The sequence below is a fragment of the Christiangramia sabulilitoris genome (assembly GCF_007050985.1).
Taxonomy (GTDB): Bacteria; Bacteroidota; Bacteroidia; order Flavobacteriales; family Flavobacteriaceae; genus Christiangramia; species Christiangramia sabulilitoris.
On record NZ_VHSF01000004.1, the window covers coordinates 50,385 to 65,361 of the forward strand.

16 protein-coding genes and 1 pseudogene are annotated in these 14,977 nt (G+C 40.7%); 13 read left to right on the plus strand and 4 right to left on the minus strand.

Annotated features, from left to right (window positions below; all coding sequences use genetic code 11):
- Nucleotides 1–44 precede the first annotated feature (44 nt).
- From FGM01_RS13880 to FGM01_RS13890, 4 genes and pseudogenes are all read right to left on the minus strand, one after another.
- On the minus strand, nucleotides 45–674 hold the full coding sequence (locus FGM01_RS13880) for an SDR family oxidoreductase (protein WP_143411790.1): 630 nt from the start codon (nucleotides 672–674) through the stop codon (nucleotides 45–47).
- Between the two features lie 29 nt (nucleotides 675–703).
- On the minus strand, nucleotides 704–1,705 hold the full coding sequence (locus FGM01_RS13885; protein ID WP_166435234.1) for an NADP-dependent oxidoreductase: 1,002 nt from the start codon (nucleotides 1,703–1,705) through the stop codon (nucleotides 704–706).
- Between the two features lie 168 nt (nucleotides 1,706–1,873).
- A pseudogene (locus FGM01_RS14665) lies at nucleotides 1,874–2,185 on the minus strand (MarR family winged helix-turn-helix transcriptional regulator); the annotation flags it as partial.
- Nucleotides 2,178–2,579, minus strand: coding sequence for a DoxX family protein (locus FGM01_RS13890; RefSeq protein ID WP_423738353.1), 402 nt, complete (start codon nucleotides 2,577–2,579; stop codon nucleotides 2,178–2,180). The gene FGM01_RS13890 and the pseudogene FGM01_RS14665, both read right to left, overlap by 8 nt.
- Before the next feature lie 336 nt (nucleotides 2,580–2,915).
- Here FGM01_RS13890 and FGM01_RS13895 point away from each other — a divergent pair, with 336 nt between their 5' ends.
- The 13 genes from FGM01_RS13895 (at nucleotide 2,916) to FGM01_RS13955 (ending at nucleotide 14,976) form a co-directional block, all read left to right on the plus strand.
- Nucleotides 2,916–3,761 carry a DUF4440 domain-containing protein gene (locus FGM01_RS13895; protein ID WP_143411793.1) on the plus strand — a complete coding sequence of 282 codons (846 nt, stop codon included), beginning with the start codon at nucleotides 2,916–2,918 and terminating at the stop codon, nucleotides 3,759–3,761.
- Nucleotides 3,762–4,074: 313 nt separating this feature from the next.
- A complete protein-coding gene (locus FGM01_RS13900; RefSeq protein WP_143411794.1) occupies nucleotides 4,075–4,539 on the plus strand; it encodes a (2Fe-2S)-binding protein in 465 nt (154 codons plus the stop codon).
- Nucleotides 4,540–4,565: 26 nt separating this feature from the next.
- Entirely contained in the window at nucleotides 4,566–6,842 is a 2,277-nt protein-coding gene (locus FGM01_RS13905; RefSeq protein WP_143411795.1) for a xanthine dehydrogenase family protein molybdopterin-binding subunit, read from the plus strand.
- A 15-nt stretch (nucleotides 6,843–6,857) separates the two neighbouring features.
- The gene (locus FGM01_RS13910; RefSeq protein ID WP_143411796.1) at nucleotides 6,858–7,196 is read left to right on the plus strand and encodes a winged helix-turn-helix domain-containing protein; all 339 of its coding nucleotides are present in this window, start codon (nucleotides 6,858–6,860) and stop codon (nucleotides 7,194–7,196) included.
- 73 nt (nucleotides 7,197–7,269) lie between these two features.
- On the plus strand, nucleotides 7,270–8,424 hold the full coding sequence (locus tag FGM01_RS13915; protein ID WP_143411797.1) for a cysteine desulfurase family protein: 1,155 nt from the start codon (nucleotides 7,270–7,272) through the stop codon (nucleotides 8,422–8,424).
- The gene (locus FGM01_RS13920; protein WP_143411798.1) at nucleotides 8,421–9,575 is read left to right on the plus strand and encodes an XdhC family protein; all 1,155 of its coding nucleotides are present in this window, start codon (nucleotides 8,421–8,423) and stop codon (nucleotides 9,573–9,575) included. Before FGM01_RS13915 ends, FGM01_RS13920 begins: the two co-directional genes overlap by 4 nt.
- An 8-nt stretch (nucleotides 9,576–9,583) precedes the next feature.
- Entirely contained in the window at nucleotides 9,584–10,180 is a 597-nt protein-coding gene (locus FGM01_RS13925) for a nucleotidyltransferase family protein (protein ID WP_243735819.1), read from the plus strand.
- The gene (locus tag FGM01_RS13930) at nucleotides 10,177–10,413 is read left to right on the plus strand and encodes a MoaD/ThiS family protein (protein WP_143411800.1); all 237 of its coding nucleotides are present in this window, start codon (nucleotides 10,177–10,179) and stop codon (nucleotides 10,411–10,413) included. Before FGM01_RS13925 ends, FGM01_RS13930 begins: the two co-directional genes overlap by 4 nt.
- Nucleotides 10,413–11,423: a HesA/MoeB/ThiF family protein gene (locus FGM01_RS13935; RefSeq protein WP_143411801.1), complete on the plus strand. Its 1,011-nt coding sequence runs from the start codon at nucleotides 10,413–10,415 to the stop codon at nucleotides 11,421–11,423. The genes FGM01_RS13930 and FGM01_RS13935 overlap by 1 nt, the downstream gene beginning before the upstream one ends.
- A gap of 61 nt (nucleotides 11,424–11,484) precedes the next feature.
- Entirely contained in the window at nucleotides 11,485–11,928 is a 444-nt protein-coding gene (locus FGM01_RS13940) for a molybdenum cofactor biosynthesis protein MoaE (protein WP_143411802.1), read from the plus strand.
- On the plus strand, nucleotides 11,929–12,825 hold the full coding sequence (gene moaCB / locus FGM01_RS13945) for a bifunctional molybdenum cofactor biosynthesis protein MoaC/MoaB (RefSeq protein WP_143411803.1): 897 nt from the start codon (nucleotides 11,929–11,931) through the stop codon (nucleotides 12,823–12,825).
- Entirely contained in the window at nucleotides 12,818–13,810 is a 993-nt protein-coding gene (gene moaA / locus FGM01_RS13950) for a GTP 3',8-cyclase MoaA (RefSeq protein ID WP_143411804.1), read from the plus strand. Before moaCB ends, moaA begins: the two co-directional genes overlap by 8 nt.
- Entirely contained in the window at nucleotides 13,810–14,976 is a 1,167-nt protein-coding gene (locus FGM01_RS13955; protein WP_143411805.1) for a molybdopterin molybdotransferase MoeA, read from the plus strand. Before moaA ends, FGM01_RS13955 begins: the two co-directional genes overlap by 1 nt.
- The last annotated feature ends 1 nt before the right edge of the window (nucleotide 14,977 follow it).

Sequence of the window (14,977 nt, forward strand, 5' to 3'; positions counted from 1 at the left end):
CCAGCACTTTTGTAGCATGTTAGAATCCGGTTAGTACAATCTCTTTATGATCTGACCGCATTCTTAATTTCTGTGTCTCCGGAAAGGATTTCGAAAGTTTCATTTTGTCGCTTGTCATCATCCAGAACCTCTACCAGCGTCCTGGCCACATCGGCACGTGGAATTTCTCCAAAATCTTCAAATTTCCTCTCAAGTTTTATTTTTCCTGAACCATCGTTATTATTCAGTGATCCCGGTCTTACGATACTATAGTTGATGCCGCTGGATTTTAAATATTCATCGGCATTCTGCTTTGCTTTCAGGTAATCTTCCAGGTCGTCACTGATCGAAGGATTGTCTGCTCCCATAGAACTTAACATTACAAATTTAGAGGCACCGGAATTTTTGGCAGCATCTGTTAGTTTTTTAGCTCCTTCCTGGTCTACTCCAATGACATTTTTACCTCCAGATCCTGCGGCAAAAATTACTTTTTGCATATTATCGGTGGTATGGCTCACGTCTTCTTCAAGATCAGCCAGTATTGCCGTTACATTATTTTTCTCGAAATCTTCTTTTTGTTCCTTTTTCCGAACCATTGCTACCGGCTTATATTTTTCTGAACTCTTTAAAAGATCGATAATGATTTTTCCCGTGGTACCATTGGCACCTGCTACTAATACATTTTCCTTTTTCATATTTCTCTTTTTTGGTATTAATTAAATTTTTATTGATTTTCGAAAGTCTCTGCAAGACTTACAATCACCTTTCCCTGGGCCCTTCCCGTGGCCAAATATTCAAATGCTTTAACCGCATCGCCAAAAGGGTAGACCAGGTCTATAATTGGTCTGATGGTTCTATCTTCCACCATCGCCTTTATCTCTTTAAGTTGAGCAGCATTCGGCTGCATCCAGGTAAACTTATATTCTGCTGAATTTTCTTCTTTTAGTTTGCTGAGTTTTTCCGGTAACTGGTAATCTTCCATACCCATCTGTTTCGCAGTTTCAACATCAGGCGGTCCCACAATACTGGTAACCCGACCTCCTTCCTTGATGATTCCGAAGGCTTCAAAAGTATATTCCTCTCCTAGGGTATCGAATACTATATCCAGATCGCTGGCTATTTCTTTATAATTTTCATTTTTATAATCGATCACGCGATCTGCCCCTAAGGCTTTAACCCACTCCACATTTGTACTACTGGTGGTGGTATATACAATCGCACCTTTAGCCTTGGCATACTGTATAGCAAAACTTCCCACACCGCCGGAACCAGCATGGATAAGAACGCGGTCATTTTCCTTAATACCCGCTTTTTCAAGTGCCTGGATAGTCGTAAGACCTGCAAGAGGCAGTGAGCAGGCTTTTTCAAAGCTGATGTTTTGTGGTTTACGTGCAATCACCCGGCTGTCTACGGCAACAAATTCTGCCACGGTACCCATATAATCCTGTGGAACCCTGCCATAAACCTCATCTCGAATTTCGAAATCCTGTACAGCAGATCCTTTTTCGATCACCTCACCGCTAAAATCATATCCAATACCGGTGGGCAGGTCCAGGTCAAGAACTTCTTTTAAATGGCCCTGGGCCAGCTTATAATCTATAGGGTTTAGTGCTGCAGCTTTTACCGCGATAAGGATCTCATTTTCGGAAATTTCAGGTTTATCTATTTCAGAAAATTGCAGGCTGTTTTGGAGATCTCCGTATTTTGTAATTTGTAATGCTTTCATAATTCTATATTTTTTTATTTCCGTAGAGCTTTCAGTATCCTTAGCCAGGATATCGATCCAGGAGTCCAGGGTTTTCTTTAACAGAATAACATCTGAAAGTTCTACATCATCATTAATTAAAATTTCTAACAGATCCTGTGGTATTGAGGAGGCAAGGTTTTTTAACGCCCGGCCTTTTTCTGTGAGACTTACCAATACCGTACGCTCATCATTCCTGGAACGCGTTCTGGTAAGCAAATTATTTTTCTCCATTCTTTTTATAAGTGGAGAAAGCGTATTAGTATTTAGTAATAGTTTTTTACCGATCTTATTTACAGAGAGCTCGTTATCTTCCCATAATACCAGTAAGACCAAGTATTGCGGATAAGTTAGATCTAGTTTATCCAAATAAGGTTTGTAGGCCCTGGTAATAAGTCTGGACACCGAATAGATGGGAAAACAGATCTGATTTTCAAGCTTTTGTTGGTTCTCTTTATGCATTTTCTGTTTCTTTTGAAATTCGCCAGGCCTTCCAGGCTCCGGTGGACCAAACTGCCCAGGCGATAAGCACGGGCTGAAAAAATAGCCTGATGAGTCTTGCCCGGTCAGAATCCAGCACACTAAAAGCGTCCCTGCCTTCAACATATTGCGCTACATTCCCCGGAAAAACTATAACGAAGAATAGTGCGAGTAACCAGCCTGTATTTACACGCTGTCTTTTCCAGAAAAGCAGAGCTAGACCAATAATCATTTCTACTATTCCCGATAAAATTACTACAAGATCCTTGCTAAAAGGCATCCAGTCTGGTACCTGGCTTTGAAATTCAATCCGGTTAAATGTTAGGTGGCTAAAGCCGGCATAGAGCATGAAAATTGCCAGAAGTATTCTGAACATTTTCTGGATCTTACTGGTTTCAATATGATTCTTCACATCATTAAGTTTGAACGATTAAATCGTGTGCGATGCAAATGTAAAGGGTTAGGTTTAGTTTAGAAGTGTGTTTAATTAAGATTTAACTTTTGGGAGATTGAATATCAGGGCAAGTTGATCGTTTGGAAAAATTCAACAGCAATTTCCGTAAACTTCCGATCTTCAGGTTATCTATAAAAATTTCTAATTCAATTATTTAGTATATTCATAAATTGAGCTCAGCCTGTAGTGAACTAGCTGTAAAATAATTAGTACTGAGCAAAATTTAATTGCTCAGTTGCATATTTAATTTTAAATGTCATGAAAAACATATCCTTAGTTTTCATATTCCTAATCTCGTTAAATTCCGAGGTAAATGCGCAGGAAAGTATCTTTCCAAAAGGGACAAAAGCCCCGAATGTCCATCATACCGGAGAAATATGGTTAAATCTTCTCTTCGATGCTGATGAAACCTTCGATTTCAATATCGCCCAGGCCGTTTCGGCACCTGGTTCAAAATTGAACTGGCATTTGCATCCCAAGGGTCAATTATTATTAATAACTCACGGAGTTGGTTTTTATCAGGAAAAAGGAAAAGAAGTTCAGGTGGTACGTGCAGGAGATATTATTAAATGCCTTCCAAATACAGAACACTGGCATGCAGCTTCACCAGATTCCCCGGTAACCTATGTAGCTATTAGTGGAAACGCACCTACTAAATGGACAGATACTCTTACCGCTGAGACTTATAATAGTTTTAAAGTTCCTGAACAAGCAGGGCAAGATACAGAACAGGAGATCATTGAACTTTCTAAAAAGAAATGGCAATGGATGGCCGATAAAAATACCGATAGCCTTGCCAATTTATTTCATGATAGGTCCAGGTATGTTCACATGAGCGGATCCTGGAAAAAGGACAGAGAATTGGAAATAATTAAAACAGGAAGTATCTGGTATAAAAATGCAGATGTTCACGATGTAGCTGTTGAAGTTTTTGATGATACGGCAATTCTTTGGAACCGTATTACCCTCCTGGCACATGTACGAGGGAATGATGTGACAAATGAGTTTACTGTAACCGAAATTTATAAAAAGGAAGAGGGTGACTGGAAATTACTGGACCTAACATTTAGCAGTGTAAGGGATACTCATGAAATTGAACATTAATAGAATTTAAATCTGGTTGAATAAAATAGGTTTTCAAATTGCAAAGAGGTAATTCCATACACCTATTACAATTTATGGTTTTTCTATAAAGCTTTCATATGTGAAAATTACGGCCAGTACGTCCTGAAATGGCGAAAGATTTAAAATTTCATTTCAATGTAAATCAGTCGAGTACAACCACCATGAAATGAATCCAGGAAGAATTAAGAACTTTTAGGGCAGGCTGAGGAAATACAGGAAAATTTCAACTTTAAAGCATAAGGACGTAGCATATTAGCAAAGAAATTATTAATTTTTAAGAAAATTTAATATCATGGCAGAATTTAATTTAACCATTAATGGTAAGAACCTTTCGGTTGACGTCGATCCCAAAACTCCTTTGCTTTGGGTTTTAAGAGACCATCTCAAAATGGTTGGAACAAAATATGGCTGCGGAATTGCTCAATGCGGAGCCTGTACAGTGCATTTTAATGGTTCTGCTGTGAGATCATGCCAGTTGCCCATTTCATCGGCTGCCGGTAACGAGATAACGACTATCGAGGGACTTTCTGAAAACGGGGATCATCCCGTGCAAAAGGCCTGGCTGGAACATGATGTTCCCCAGTGTGGTTATTGCCAGGCGGGACAGATCATGTCGGCTTCAGCTTTGCTTAAAAAGAATCCGAGTCCTAGTGATGAAGAAATCGAAAATGCCATGAATGGTAACATTTGCCGCTGCGGAACCTATACCAGAATTAAGGCTGCTATCAAAACAGCTTCAGATTCCCAAATAGCCTAATCTTAGTTGAATTTAAATCGAGAAAAATGAGTAAAGTAAAAACAGGAATAGGCAGAAGATCTTTTATAAAAAGCGTTGGAGTTGCCAGTGGCGGATTGATCATCGGTTTCAACTGGCTGGCGTGTAAAAGAGCTACAGAAGAAGGTGGAGAAGAAATGGCCATGCAAATGCCAGATGAGTGGTTCGAGCTTAACGGTTATCTGAAAATAGGCGATAATGGAATTGTTACCATCTATTCTCCAAATCCTGAAATTGGTCAGAACGTAAAGACCTCCATGCCCATGATCGTGGCAGAAGAACTTGACGTGGATTGGAATAATGTCATCGTAGAACAAGCACCCCTAAATACTGATATTTTCACCAGGCAGCTTGCCGGTGGTAGTCAGTCTATCCGTCAGGGTTGGGAATCTTTGAGAACCGCTGGAGCGACAGCCAGACAGATGCTTCTTACCGCTGCTGCTAAACAATGGGAAGTTCCGGTTTCTGAACTAACTGTTGAAGAAGGAGTGATAAAACATAAGGGAAGTGATAAGACCATGGGATACGGCGAGATCGCGAAAGCCGCCGCCCAGGTTGAAGTTCCGGAAGAAGTAGAATTAAAGGATAATGACAATTTCAAAATAATAGGTACTTCCCGAAAGAATGTAGACGCGAAGAAAATTGTGACCGGGCAGCCTCTTTATGGCCTGGATACTTATAAAGACGGAATGCTCATCGCGATGCTGGTACAACCACCTGCATTCGGGATGGAGTTCAAATCCATGGATTCCGATAAGGTAAAAGAAATGCCCGGTATCGTTGACGTTTTTACCATAGATACCTATCCGGAGGATATGGAAAAAGAATGGAGCGATGTGGCAGCCTTTTCAAAACTTGTGGTGGTTGTAGGTGAGTCTACCTGGCAGGTGATGCAGGCTAAGAAAGAATTAAAGGTAGAATGGGACCTGAACCCAAAATTGACCGAACAGATACAGATTCTGGAAAAATCTGCTGGAATGGCTGGAGCAACCGGACTCGAAAGCAGTGATATCCATAATACGCTGATGGCTGAGGTAGGGGAGAAAAAATCTGAAGTGGTAAGAAAGGATGGCGAACCGGAAAAAGCATTTAAAAATGCCGCCAGGGTTATCGAGCGTTCTTATACCTGCCCGTTCCTTGCGCATAATTGCATGGAACCTATGAACTTTTTCGCCGATGTTACCAGTGATAAGGCCTTGTTATTAGGACCTATTCAAACACCTGAATATGCCGAAAAGAGTGTAAATAAACGCCTTGGCTTCGACCTTGAAGATATAGATATACAGATGACAAGAATGGGAGGTGGTTTTGGCCGTAGACTTTATGGTCACTTCCTGGTGGAAGCTGCCGTCATTTCTCAGAAAATGGGGAAACCTATCAAACTTGTCTATTCCCGTGAAGATGATATGACCAATGGTGTATATCGCCCGGCTTATCATGTAAAATACCGAGCTGCGCTGGATGCGAACAATAAGTTAACTGCTTTTCATGTGAATGCAGGAGGAATTCCGGAAAGTCCGCTTTTCGCCAATCGTTTCCCTGCAGGAGCTATCGACAATTATCTTGCAGAAAGCTGGAGTCTTGAATCAAATATTTCAACAGGAGCTTTCAGAGCTCCACGTTCAAATTTCATTGCGGGGGCAGAGCAGTCATTTTTAGATGAACTGGCAGAGGAAATGGGGCAGGACCCAATTCAGTTCAGGCTGGATATGCTAAAACGGGCAGAATCTGATCCTGTTGGTGAAGAGAATGATTATGATGCTAAAAGATATGCCGGTGTACTGAAGGTCGCCAGGGATAGATCTGGATGGAATAATGGAAGTTCTTCTCAAAGTCGTGGAGTTTCGGCATATTACTGCCATAATTCTTACGTGGCACAGATCCTTGACATGACGATAAAAAATAATGAACCTTTGATAGATAAGGTCACCTGTGTGGTAGATTGTGGAATCGTGGTGAATCCAGATGCCGCTAAAAATATGGTGGAAGGTGGGACCATCGATGGAATTGGCCACGCTCTTTATAGCGAAATAACCTTTAAAGATGGAGCGCCTCAGAAAAGCAATTTCGACACTTATAATCTAATTCGTCACAAACAGGCACCGAAAAAGATCGATGTGCATTTTATAGATAATGGTGTAGATCCTACCGGTCTGGGAGAGCCGCCATTTCCTCCTGTTCAGGGAGCTTTGGCTAATGCTCTTTATAAAGCGACCGGAAAAAGATTCTATAAACAACCTTTTGTCAATGAATTGAAAAATGCGGGTAGCGATTTGAAAACCTAACAGATCCTTTCAATTATGAAAAAGATCAAAGTTAAATGTTGGGTTGAAGATGAAGGAGAGAAGTTTTATGGTCCCGGGCCTAACGAACTTTTGAAAAGAATACAGGAAGAAGGATCTCTTTCCAGGGCGGCTAGTAAGATGGAAATGTCCTATAAAAAAGCCTGGGAATTGGTGCAAAGGTTGAATCAGCATGCTGAAGAACCTTTGGTTATTCTGAAAAAAGGAGGCCAGCACGGTGGAGGAGCAGAAGTCACTCCACAGGGTTTGGAAATAATGCGAGAGTTCGAGAATTTACAGAGAAAGATCGCTGAACTGGTAGAACAGCAAACCGATCTGATCAAAGTTTTAAAATAAAAATTTAAGGCTTCGGATAGTCCTGAGCCTTAAATGTTAAATGGCGATATATACGTTTATACATAACGCTTAAATGGCAGTAAAAAAGAAAATATATCTGGATTATAATGCAACCACACCAGCTGATCAACGGGTGGTTGAAGCGATGTTACCTTATTTTACCGAGAAATTCGGGAATGCCAGTAGTGATCATGTTTTTGGGTGGGATGCCAATGAAGCTGTTGAAAATTCCAGGGAACAGGTCGCCAGATTGATAAACTGTAAGCCAACCGGAATTACTTTTACTTCAGGCGCTACCGAAGCAGCAAATCTGGCACTTTTCGGTTTTTGTAAAAGGAACAGGTCAGAAGGAAATCATATTATAACCTGTAAAACCGAGCATAAAGCCATTCTGGATACTTTAAAAGCTCTGGAAAATGAAGGTTTTGAAGTTACTTATCTAGATGTAGATTTTCAAGGGAATATTGATCTTAGCGAACTGGAAAGATCTATTACTTCAGAAACGATTCTGGTTTGCCTGATGCTGGCAAATAATGAAACCGGGCTGATTCATCCTATGCATGACATCGAAAAAATTGTTCATTCAAAAGGAGTTAAGCTAATGAGTGATATTACCCAGGCTGTGGGTAAAATACCTGTTGATCTCAAAGCACTAAATATAGATATGGCGATCTTCTCTTCTCATAAGATCTATGGACCAAAAGGCGTTGGTGCTCTATATATCAACAAGAAAAATAAGATCGAAATTGAACCTCAGGTTTTTGGAGGGGGACAGGAAAAAGGATTGCGCCCGGGAACCCTGAATGTTCCGGGTATCATAGGATTTGGAAAGGCTGCCGAAATTGCTTTTTCTGAAATGGAAGAAGAGTCAGTAAGAATCTCGAAACTCAGAGATAAACTGGAAGGACTTTTAATGGAATCAGGTTCTTGTAGAATTAATTCCAGGACTGCTGAACGGTTGCCAAACACGACCAATATCTCCTTTGAGAATATTGACGGTAACCAACTTCTCAGGAAATTGAATAGCCTGGCGATTTCACGTGGGTCGGCCTGTACGTCCAATACTATTGAACCTTCCCATGTTTTAAAAGCCATGGGCTTAAACGATGAACAGGCATTATCTTCTCTACGTATCAGTTTAGGAAGAAATACCAGCCTTTCAGACATCGAATTTGCAGCCGAAGAAATAAAGAATACTGTGAACAAGTTAAAAAGAGCAGTGGTATGAAAGAACTGGATGCAATTATAAATCAATATGAACTTCTGAAAAATGAAGGGACGCAAAGCGTTCTGGCTACCGTGGTTCATGTGGAGGGATCATCCTACCGTAGAGCCGGTTCCCGCATGCTTGTAGATGAATTCGGGAATATAACAGGTGCCATAAGTGGCGGGTGTCTGGAAGGAGACGCTTTGCGAAAGGCACTGCATGCCTTGCACCAGCAAAAAAATAAACTCATCACTTATGATACCAGTGATGAAGATGACGCGATAATTGGAGCCCAGTTGGGTTGTAACGGGATCATCCAGGTGCTTTTTGAACCTTTAGATTATCAGGATCAAATGAATCCCTGCGAATTGCTGAAAAAGGTGATCGCTCAAAAGGATCCTTTGGCAATCGTAGTACAGTTTAATCTTGATAAAACAAAAGAGCAGTATGGAACTTCCCTGATGATTGATGAAAAATCAACTTTTTGGGGTAAGAAACCGGAACAAGAATTACTGGAACAAATTCTGGAACAATCTCAATTGGTTTTGAAGGAAAACCACTCAGTTTTTGCGGAGCTATCATTACAAAAAGAGACTTGTCATATTTTTATTCAGAATTATCAGCCTCCGGTAAAGCTCATTATTGTTGGAGCCGGCAATGATGCCCAGATACTTGCACAACAAGCCGATCTGCTTGGCTGGGATGTGATCGTGACCGATGGCAGGCCCACTCACGCTAATAAAGAACGTTTTACCAGTTCCTGCCAGGTGATAGTCTCAAAGCCTGGGGAAACACTGCAAAATATAGAAATAGATCAGCGTAGTTGTTTTGTACTGATGAGTCATAATTATAATTATGATCTCGCAGTTTTAAAACTATTGCTTGAAGAACAGAAGATCCCTTATATCGGGATCCTTGGTCCTTTGAAGAAGTACCAGAGAATGCAGGATGATCTCAAGGAGGAAGGATTTGAATTAAAAGATGAGATTCTGAAAAAGATCCATGCTCCGGTAGGTCTGGAAATTGGGGCAGAAACGCCGGCAGAGATCGGATTATCAATCTTATCTGAAATCCAATCGGTGCTAACAGGAAAAAGTGCCAGACCACTTAAGGAGAAGTCAACGCCAATTCATGAAAAAAATAATTCTCAGTTTAAGGAAATAAAGATTTGAGAAATAATGTGAAAATAGGAGTTGTGATTCTTGCTGCCGGTTCTTCGAGTCGGCTAGGGTATCCTAAGCAATTGGTGGATTTCAAAGGAAAACCAATGCTGCAACATATTATAGATGTGGCAGATTCTTTTGAATTTGGAACCGAAGTGCTGGTCCTTGGTGCCGCTGCGAAAGAAATAAAAGATAAGATCGAACCGAAAAAGTTTGAAATCCTTTTTAATCAAAACTGGCAGGAGGGAATGGCTTCAAGTATCAGGGCAGGTCTGGAGAAGTCTTTGGAAAAGGAGAAAGACCTGGAACATTTACTTATTCTGCTTTCAGATCAGCCGTTTGTAAGTAAGCAAAGAATTGATGCTCTGATAAAGGAACAATTAGCCAGTAACAGTGAGGCTACTTTTTCAGAATATGATGAGGATGTTGGTGTTCCTGCGATTTTTTCAAGTTCGGTTTTCCCGTATTTGAAAGAACTGAAAGGAGATCATGGAGCTAAAAAATTGGTCTATGATAAGAAAATTCAGTTCCGGACGGTAAAATTTGAGAAAGGAAATTTTGATGTGGATACTAAAGAAGATGTGGAATTATTAAAGAAGCTAGAGAAAGAATGAAAGTGACGGTAAAATATTTTGGAATGATCGCTGAATCTGCGGGTAGAACCGAAGAGGTTCTGGATGTTGTTTCAGGAACATCGGCTATAGAGCTGAAAGATCAGCAGGTTCAGAAATACCAGATCCAGGATCCTGAATCTATACAGCTTGCGGTGAACCAGAATTTAGATAACAAAGTAGAATTAAATGAAGGCGATGAGGTGGCATTTTTACCACCATTCGCAGGTGGATAATGAGATACGACCGACAAATAAAATTAGATGAAGTTGGAGTTTCTGGTCAGGAAAAACTCCGCAATGCCAGTGTACTTATTGTTGGCGTTGGCGGATTGGGTTGTCCTGCCGCGCAATATCTCGTTGGCGCAGGAATTGGCAGGCTCGGGCTTATAGATCACGACCGGGTTTCACTTTCAAATCTTCATCGGCAGTTATTGTTTACCGAGAAGGATCTGGGAAAATCAAAAGCTGTGGTGGCGAAATCAAGACTTCAGCAGATCAATTCAGAAGTTGAAATTGATGTTTTTGAAGAACCTTTAAGTATAGATAATGCGGAAAACCTATTTCAGCTTTATGATATCATCCTTGATGGCACAGATAATTTTGAAACAAAATACCTGATCAACGATGCCTGTATTTTAATCGAAAAACCATGGGTCTATGCTTCGATCTATAAAAATGAAGGCCAGCTTTCGGTATTCAATTTTCAGGATGGACCTTCTTACCGATGTCTTTTTCCGAAGACCACCAGGCAGAATATAAGTTGTGAAGCAACCGGAGTACTTGGCGTTACCCCGGGGATCCTGGGAACCATGCAGGCCGCTGAAGTTTTAAAAATGATACTTGGTGCCGGAAATGTACTTTCAGGAAAATTAAAACTGGTTAATGTCTTATCTGGGCAGGATCAACTTTTAACTATTTCAAAGCGAGTAGAAGAGATAGAAAAGATCAAAAATGAAGGAATTATTCCCGTTAGAATAGAATGCAAAATTTCTGATGAGTCAAAGCTCTACCTGGATATCCGGGAAATATTCGAACAACCTAGGGTCAATTCTGGAAAAGTTCTTCAAATTCCGCTTAGCGAGCTGGAAGACCGTTTAGAAGAAATTCCGAAGCAGGAAGAGGTACTGGTTTTTTGCCAGTCGGGAAAAAGAAGCAAGAAAGTAGTGGATTTATTAAAAGCACAATTCGAATTCAATAATCTTATAAATGTTGAAGGAGGAGTTGAAACGATAATCGATGGATAAGAGGAGACCCTGAGACAATCCCGATAGCTATCGGGACAGGGTGACGATAAAATAGAATTTAATGGATAAGAAGAAACCAAAAAAAGTATTCGTTCAGGGCGCCATTCCGCCGGAAAAGATCGCTAACTCCATTGCGAATCATCAGTCCAAAACCAATATTGGAGCACATAGTATTTTTCTGGGCCAGATCCGGGCAGATGAAATTGATGGGAAAACAGTGAGCGCCATTGATTATTCGGCTTATGAGGAAATGGCTGAAAATGTTTTTCATGAGATCAGGGAAGCGGCATTTTCGAAATTCGACATAACCTGTGCGCATATTTATCATAGCCTAGGTGAGGTTAAAACCGGAGAGATTTGTCTTTTCGTATTCACTTCTTCGGCGCATAGAAATATCGCCATTGAGGCCTGCATCTATTTTGTAGAAGAAATTAAGGCCAATGTGCCCATTTTCGGAAAAGAGATTTTCGAAGATGAAACTCATCAATGGAAAGTGAATAAATAGATGGTTGATATAACGCATAAGATAACAACCCTTCGGGAAGCCACTGCCATTGCTGTGGTACGGACTTCAAGCGAGGAGACGATTAAAGCGATCAGGGAAAATAAGGTTCCGAAAGGGAATGTTTTTGAAATGGCGAAAGCCGCGGGATTACTGGGTGTAAAGAAAACACCTGAGTTGCTTCCGGACTGTCATCCGTTACCTATAGAATATACCGGAATTGAATACGAAATTAACGGACTTGAGATACAGATCTCGGTTAGGGTTAAAACGATCTACAAGACCGGAGTTGAGGTGGAGGCGATGCATGGCGCCAGTATTGTAGCGCTTACGATGTATGATATGCTGAAACCCATCGATAAAAATGTGGAGATCGGGTGCATCCGGCTTCAGAATAAAAAAGGAGGAAAATCATCTTTTAAAGTCAATTCTGAAGGCTTAAATGCAAAAATCGTGGTGTGTTCAGATACCATTTCAAAAGGTCAGGGAGAAGATAAAGCTGGAAAGGCGATCGCTTCAAAACTGAGAGAACAGGGAATTGAATCTGAAATTAGCATTATTCCCGATGAAGCCGAAGAAATAAGATCGGCGTTGAAAAATGCAAAAACGAATATGGTCATTTTCACAGGAGGAACAGGTGTAGGTCCTCGTGATGTAACTCCTGAAACCATAGAACCCTTGCTGGATCTTAAGTTAAAAGGGGTAGAGGAACAAATGAGAAATTATGGTCAGCAGCGGATGCCATATGCGATGTTATCAAGGTCTGTAGCCGGGATAATGGACGGAAAAGTGGTGCTGGCATTGCCAGGATCAACTAAAGGCGCAGCAGAATGCATGGATGCGATATTTCCGCATGTATTGCACGTTTTTAAAGTGATAGAAGGAAAAAGACATGATTGAAGAAAAGAAGAAAATAGTAGATAATTTTGGACGACCGCATACCTATCTCAGGATTTCCCTGACCGACAGGTGCAATCTTCGTTGCTTTTACTGCATGCCGGAAGAAGGGATCGAACTCATGGAGAAATCTAATATCATGACTCTGGAAGAGATCATTGATCTGGCGAGGACATTCCGTGACCTTGGGGTGGATACTATCCGTCTCACCGGCGGGGAGCCTTTGGTGCGAAAGAATTTTGGCTACCTGGTAGAAGAACTGGCAAAACTGGGCGTCACTTTAAAGATCACCACCAACGGGATCATGCTTGATAGATACCTGGATCTTTTTCAGAAAATAGGCTTAAAAAAGATCAATCTCAGCCTGGATACTCTGGATAAAGCAAAGTCGGTTTTTATAACCAAGCGGGATTATTTTGACCGGATCTGGAAAAATATTCAGCAGGCTTTAGAGATGGATATGGAGGTCAAGCTGAATATTGTGCTTATCAAAGGAGTTAATGACAACGAGATCAATGATTTTATAGAGCTTACCAAAAACAAGAAGCTTACGGTCAAATTCATCGAGTTTATGCCTTTTAAGGGCAATAAATGGGACTGGAGCAAAGGAGTTTCGGAAAAGGAAATTCTTGATATAGTTTCAGAAAAATTTGGAAAAATTGAGGAATTGAAAAACCCAAAGCATAGTACATCCAATAATTTTAAGGTGAAAGGGCATACAGGAAGTTTCTCGATCGTGAGCACCATTACCAATCCGTTCTGTTCTGAGTGCAATAGAATTCGGGTAACGGCCGATGGGAAAATGAAGAACTGCCTTTTTGCCAATTCTGAAACCGATCTGCTTACTCCACTTAGAAATGGTGAGGAAATGGATAATATTATCATTAACGCGATCAAAACCAAGAAATATTCCCGGGATGGAATGGATGTGAAAATGGATCCCGAGCATTACGAAAAGAACAGGTCAATGATATCAATAGGAGGCTAATGGTAACAATCAAAGAAGCTTTAAAGATCATTCAGGATCAATCTGTAAATCTGAAAACCGAAAACCGGCATCTTAAGGATTGTCTCGGATTTTCCCTTTCCAAAAATATAACTGCTCCATTTGATATGCCTTCATTCGACAATTCCGCGATGGATGGTTATGCTCTCTGTGGGATTTATAAAGAATATAAAATTGTAGGGGAAGTTGCTGCCGGCGATATGAGTGAGATAGCATTGAAAGAAGGTGAAGCCGTTCGCATCTTTACAGGGGCAAAAACTCCTGAAAAAACTACCGCAGTAATAATGCAGGAAAAGGTTTCTGTTCATGGAGATAAACTACTTCTGGAGACAGAACCAAAAGAAGGGCAGTGTATTCGGAGAAAAGGAGAAGAATTAAAAGCAGGTCAGCTTGTTTTTGAAAAAGGCTACAGTATTAGTCCTGCCGGGATAGGTTTAATAGGAAGCCTGGGAATTGAAAAAGTTGAGGTCTTTAAAAAGTCGGTCATAAATTTAATTACTACCGGGAATGAATTGATCCAGCCTGGAAAGCCAAAAGCCGAAGGCCAGATCTTTGAATCCAATAGCTTTGCTCTCGCTGCAGCCTGTGAGAATTTCGGTTTTCACTGTCAGGATAAGAAACAGATCGAAGATGATTTTGAAGCGATAAAATCAGGGATCAAAGAATCCCTGGAAACTGCAGATGTACTGATCCTTTCCGGAGGAATTTCGGTTGGAGATTATGATTTTGTGAAACAGGCGCTGGAAGAAAATGGAGTAGAGGAACAATTCTATAAAGTTTTTCAGAAACCGGGAAAACCGCTTTATTTTGGAAAGAAAGGAGATAAGTTTGTATTTGCCTTACCGGGAAATCCGGCATCTTCACTTAGTTGTTTTTATGTTTATGTACTGCCTTTTCTATATCAGTTAAGTGGCTCAGATAAAAACGGGCTCAATCGATATTCTTTTCCAATTTCGCATGATTTTGAGAACAGGTCTGACCGTCCTTCATTTTTAAAGGCGAAGATCAGTAATTCTCAGGCAGAAATTTTGAACGGGCAAGGTTCCTCGATGATACAATCTATGGCGCTTGGGAATGCCCTGGCATTTATTGATGCTGAAACTTCGGTTAAAAAAGGGGATCTTATAGAATGTCTTCTAATTTCATAAT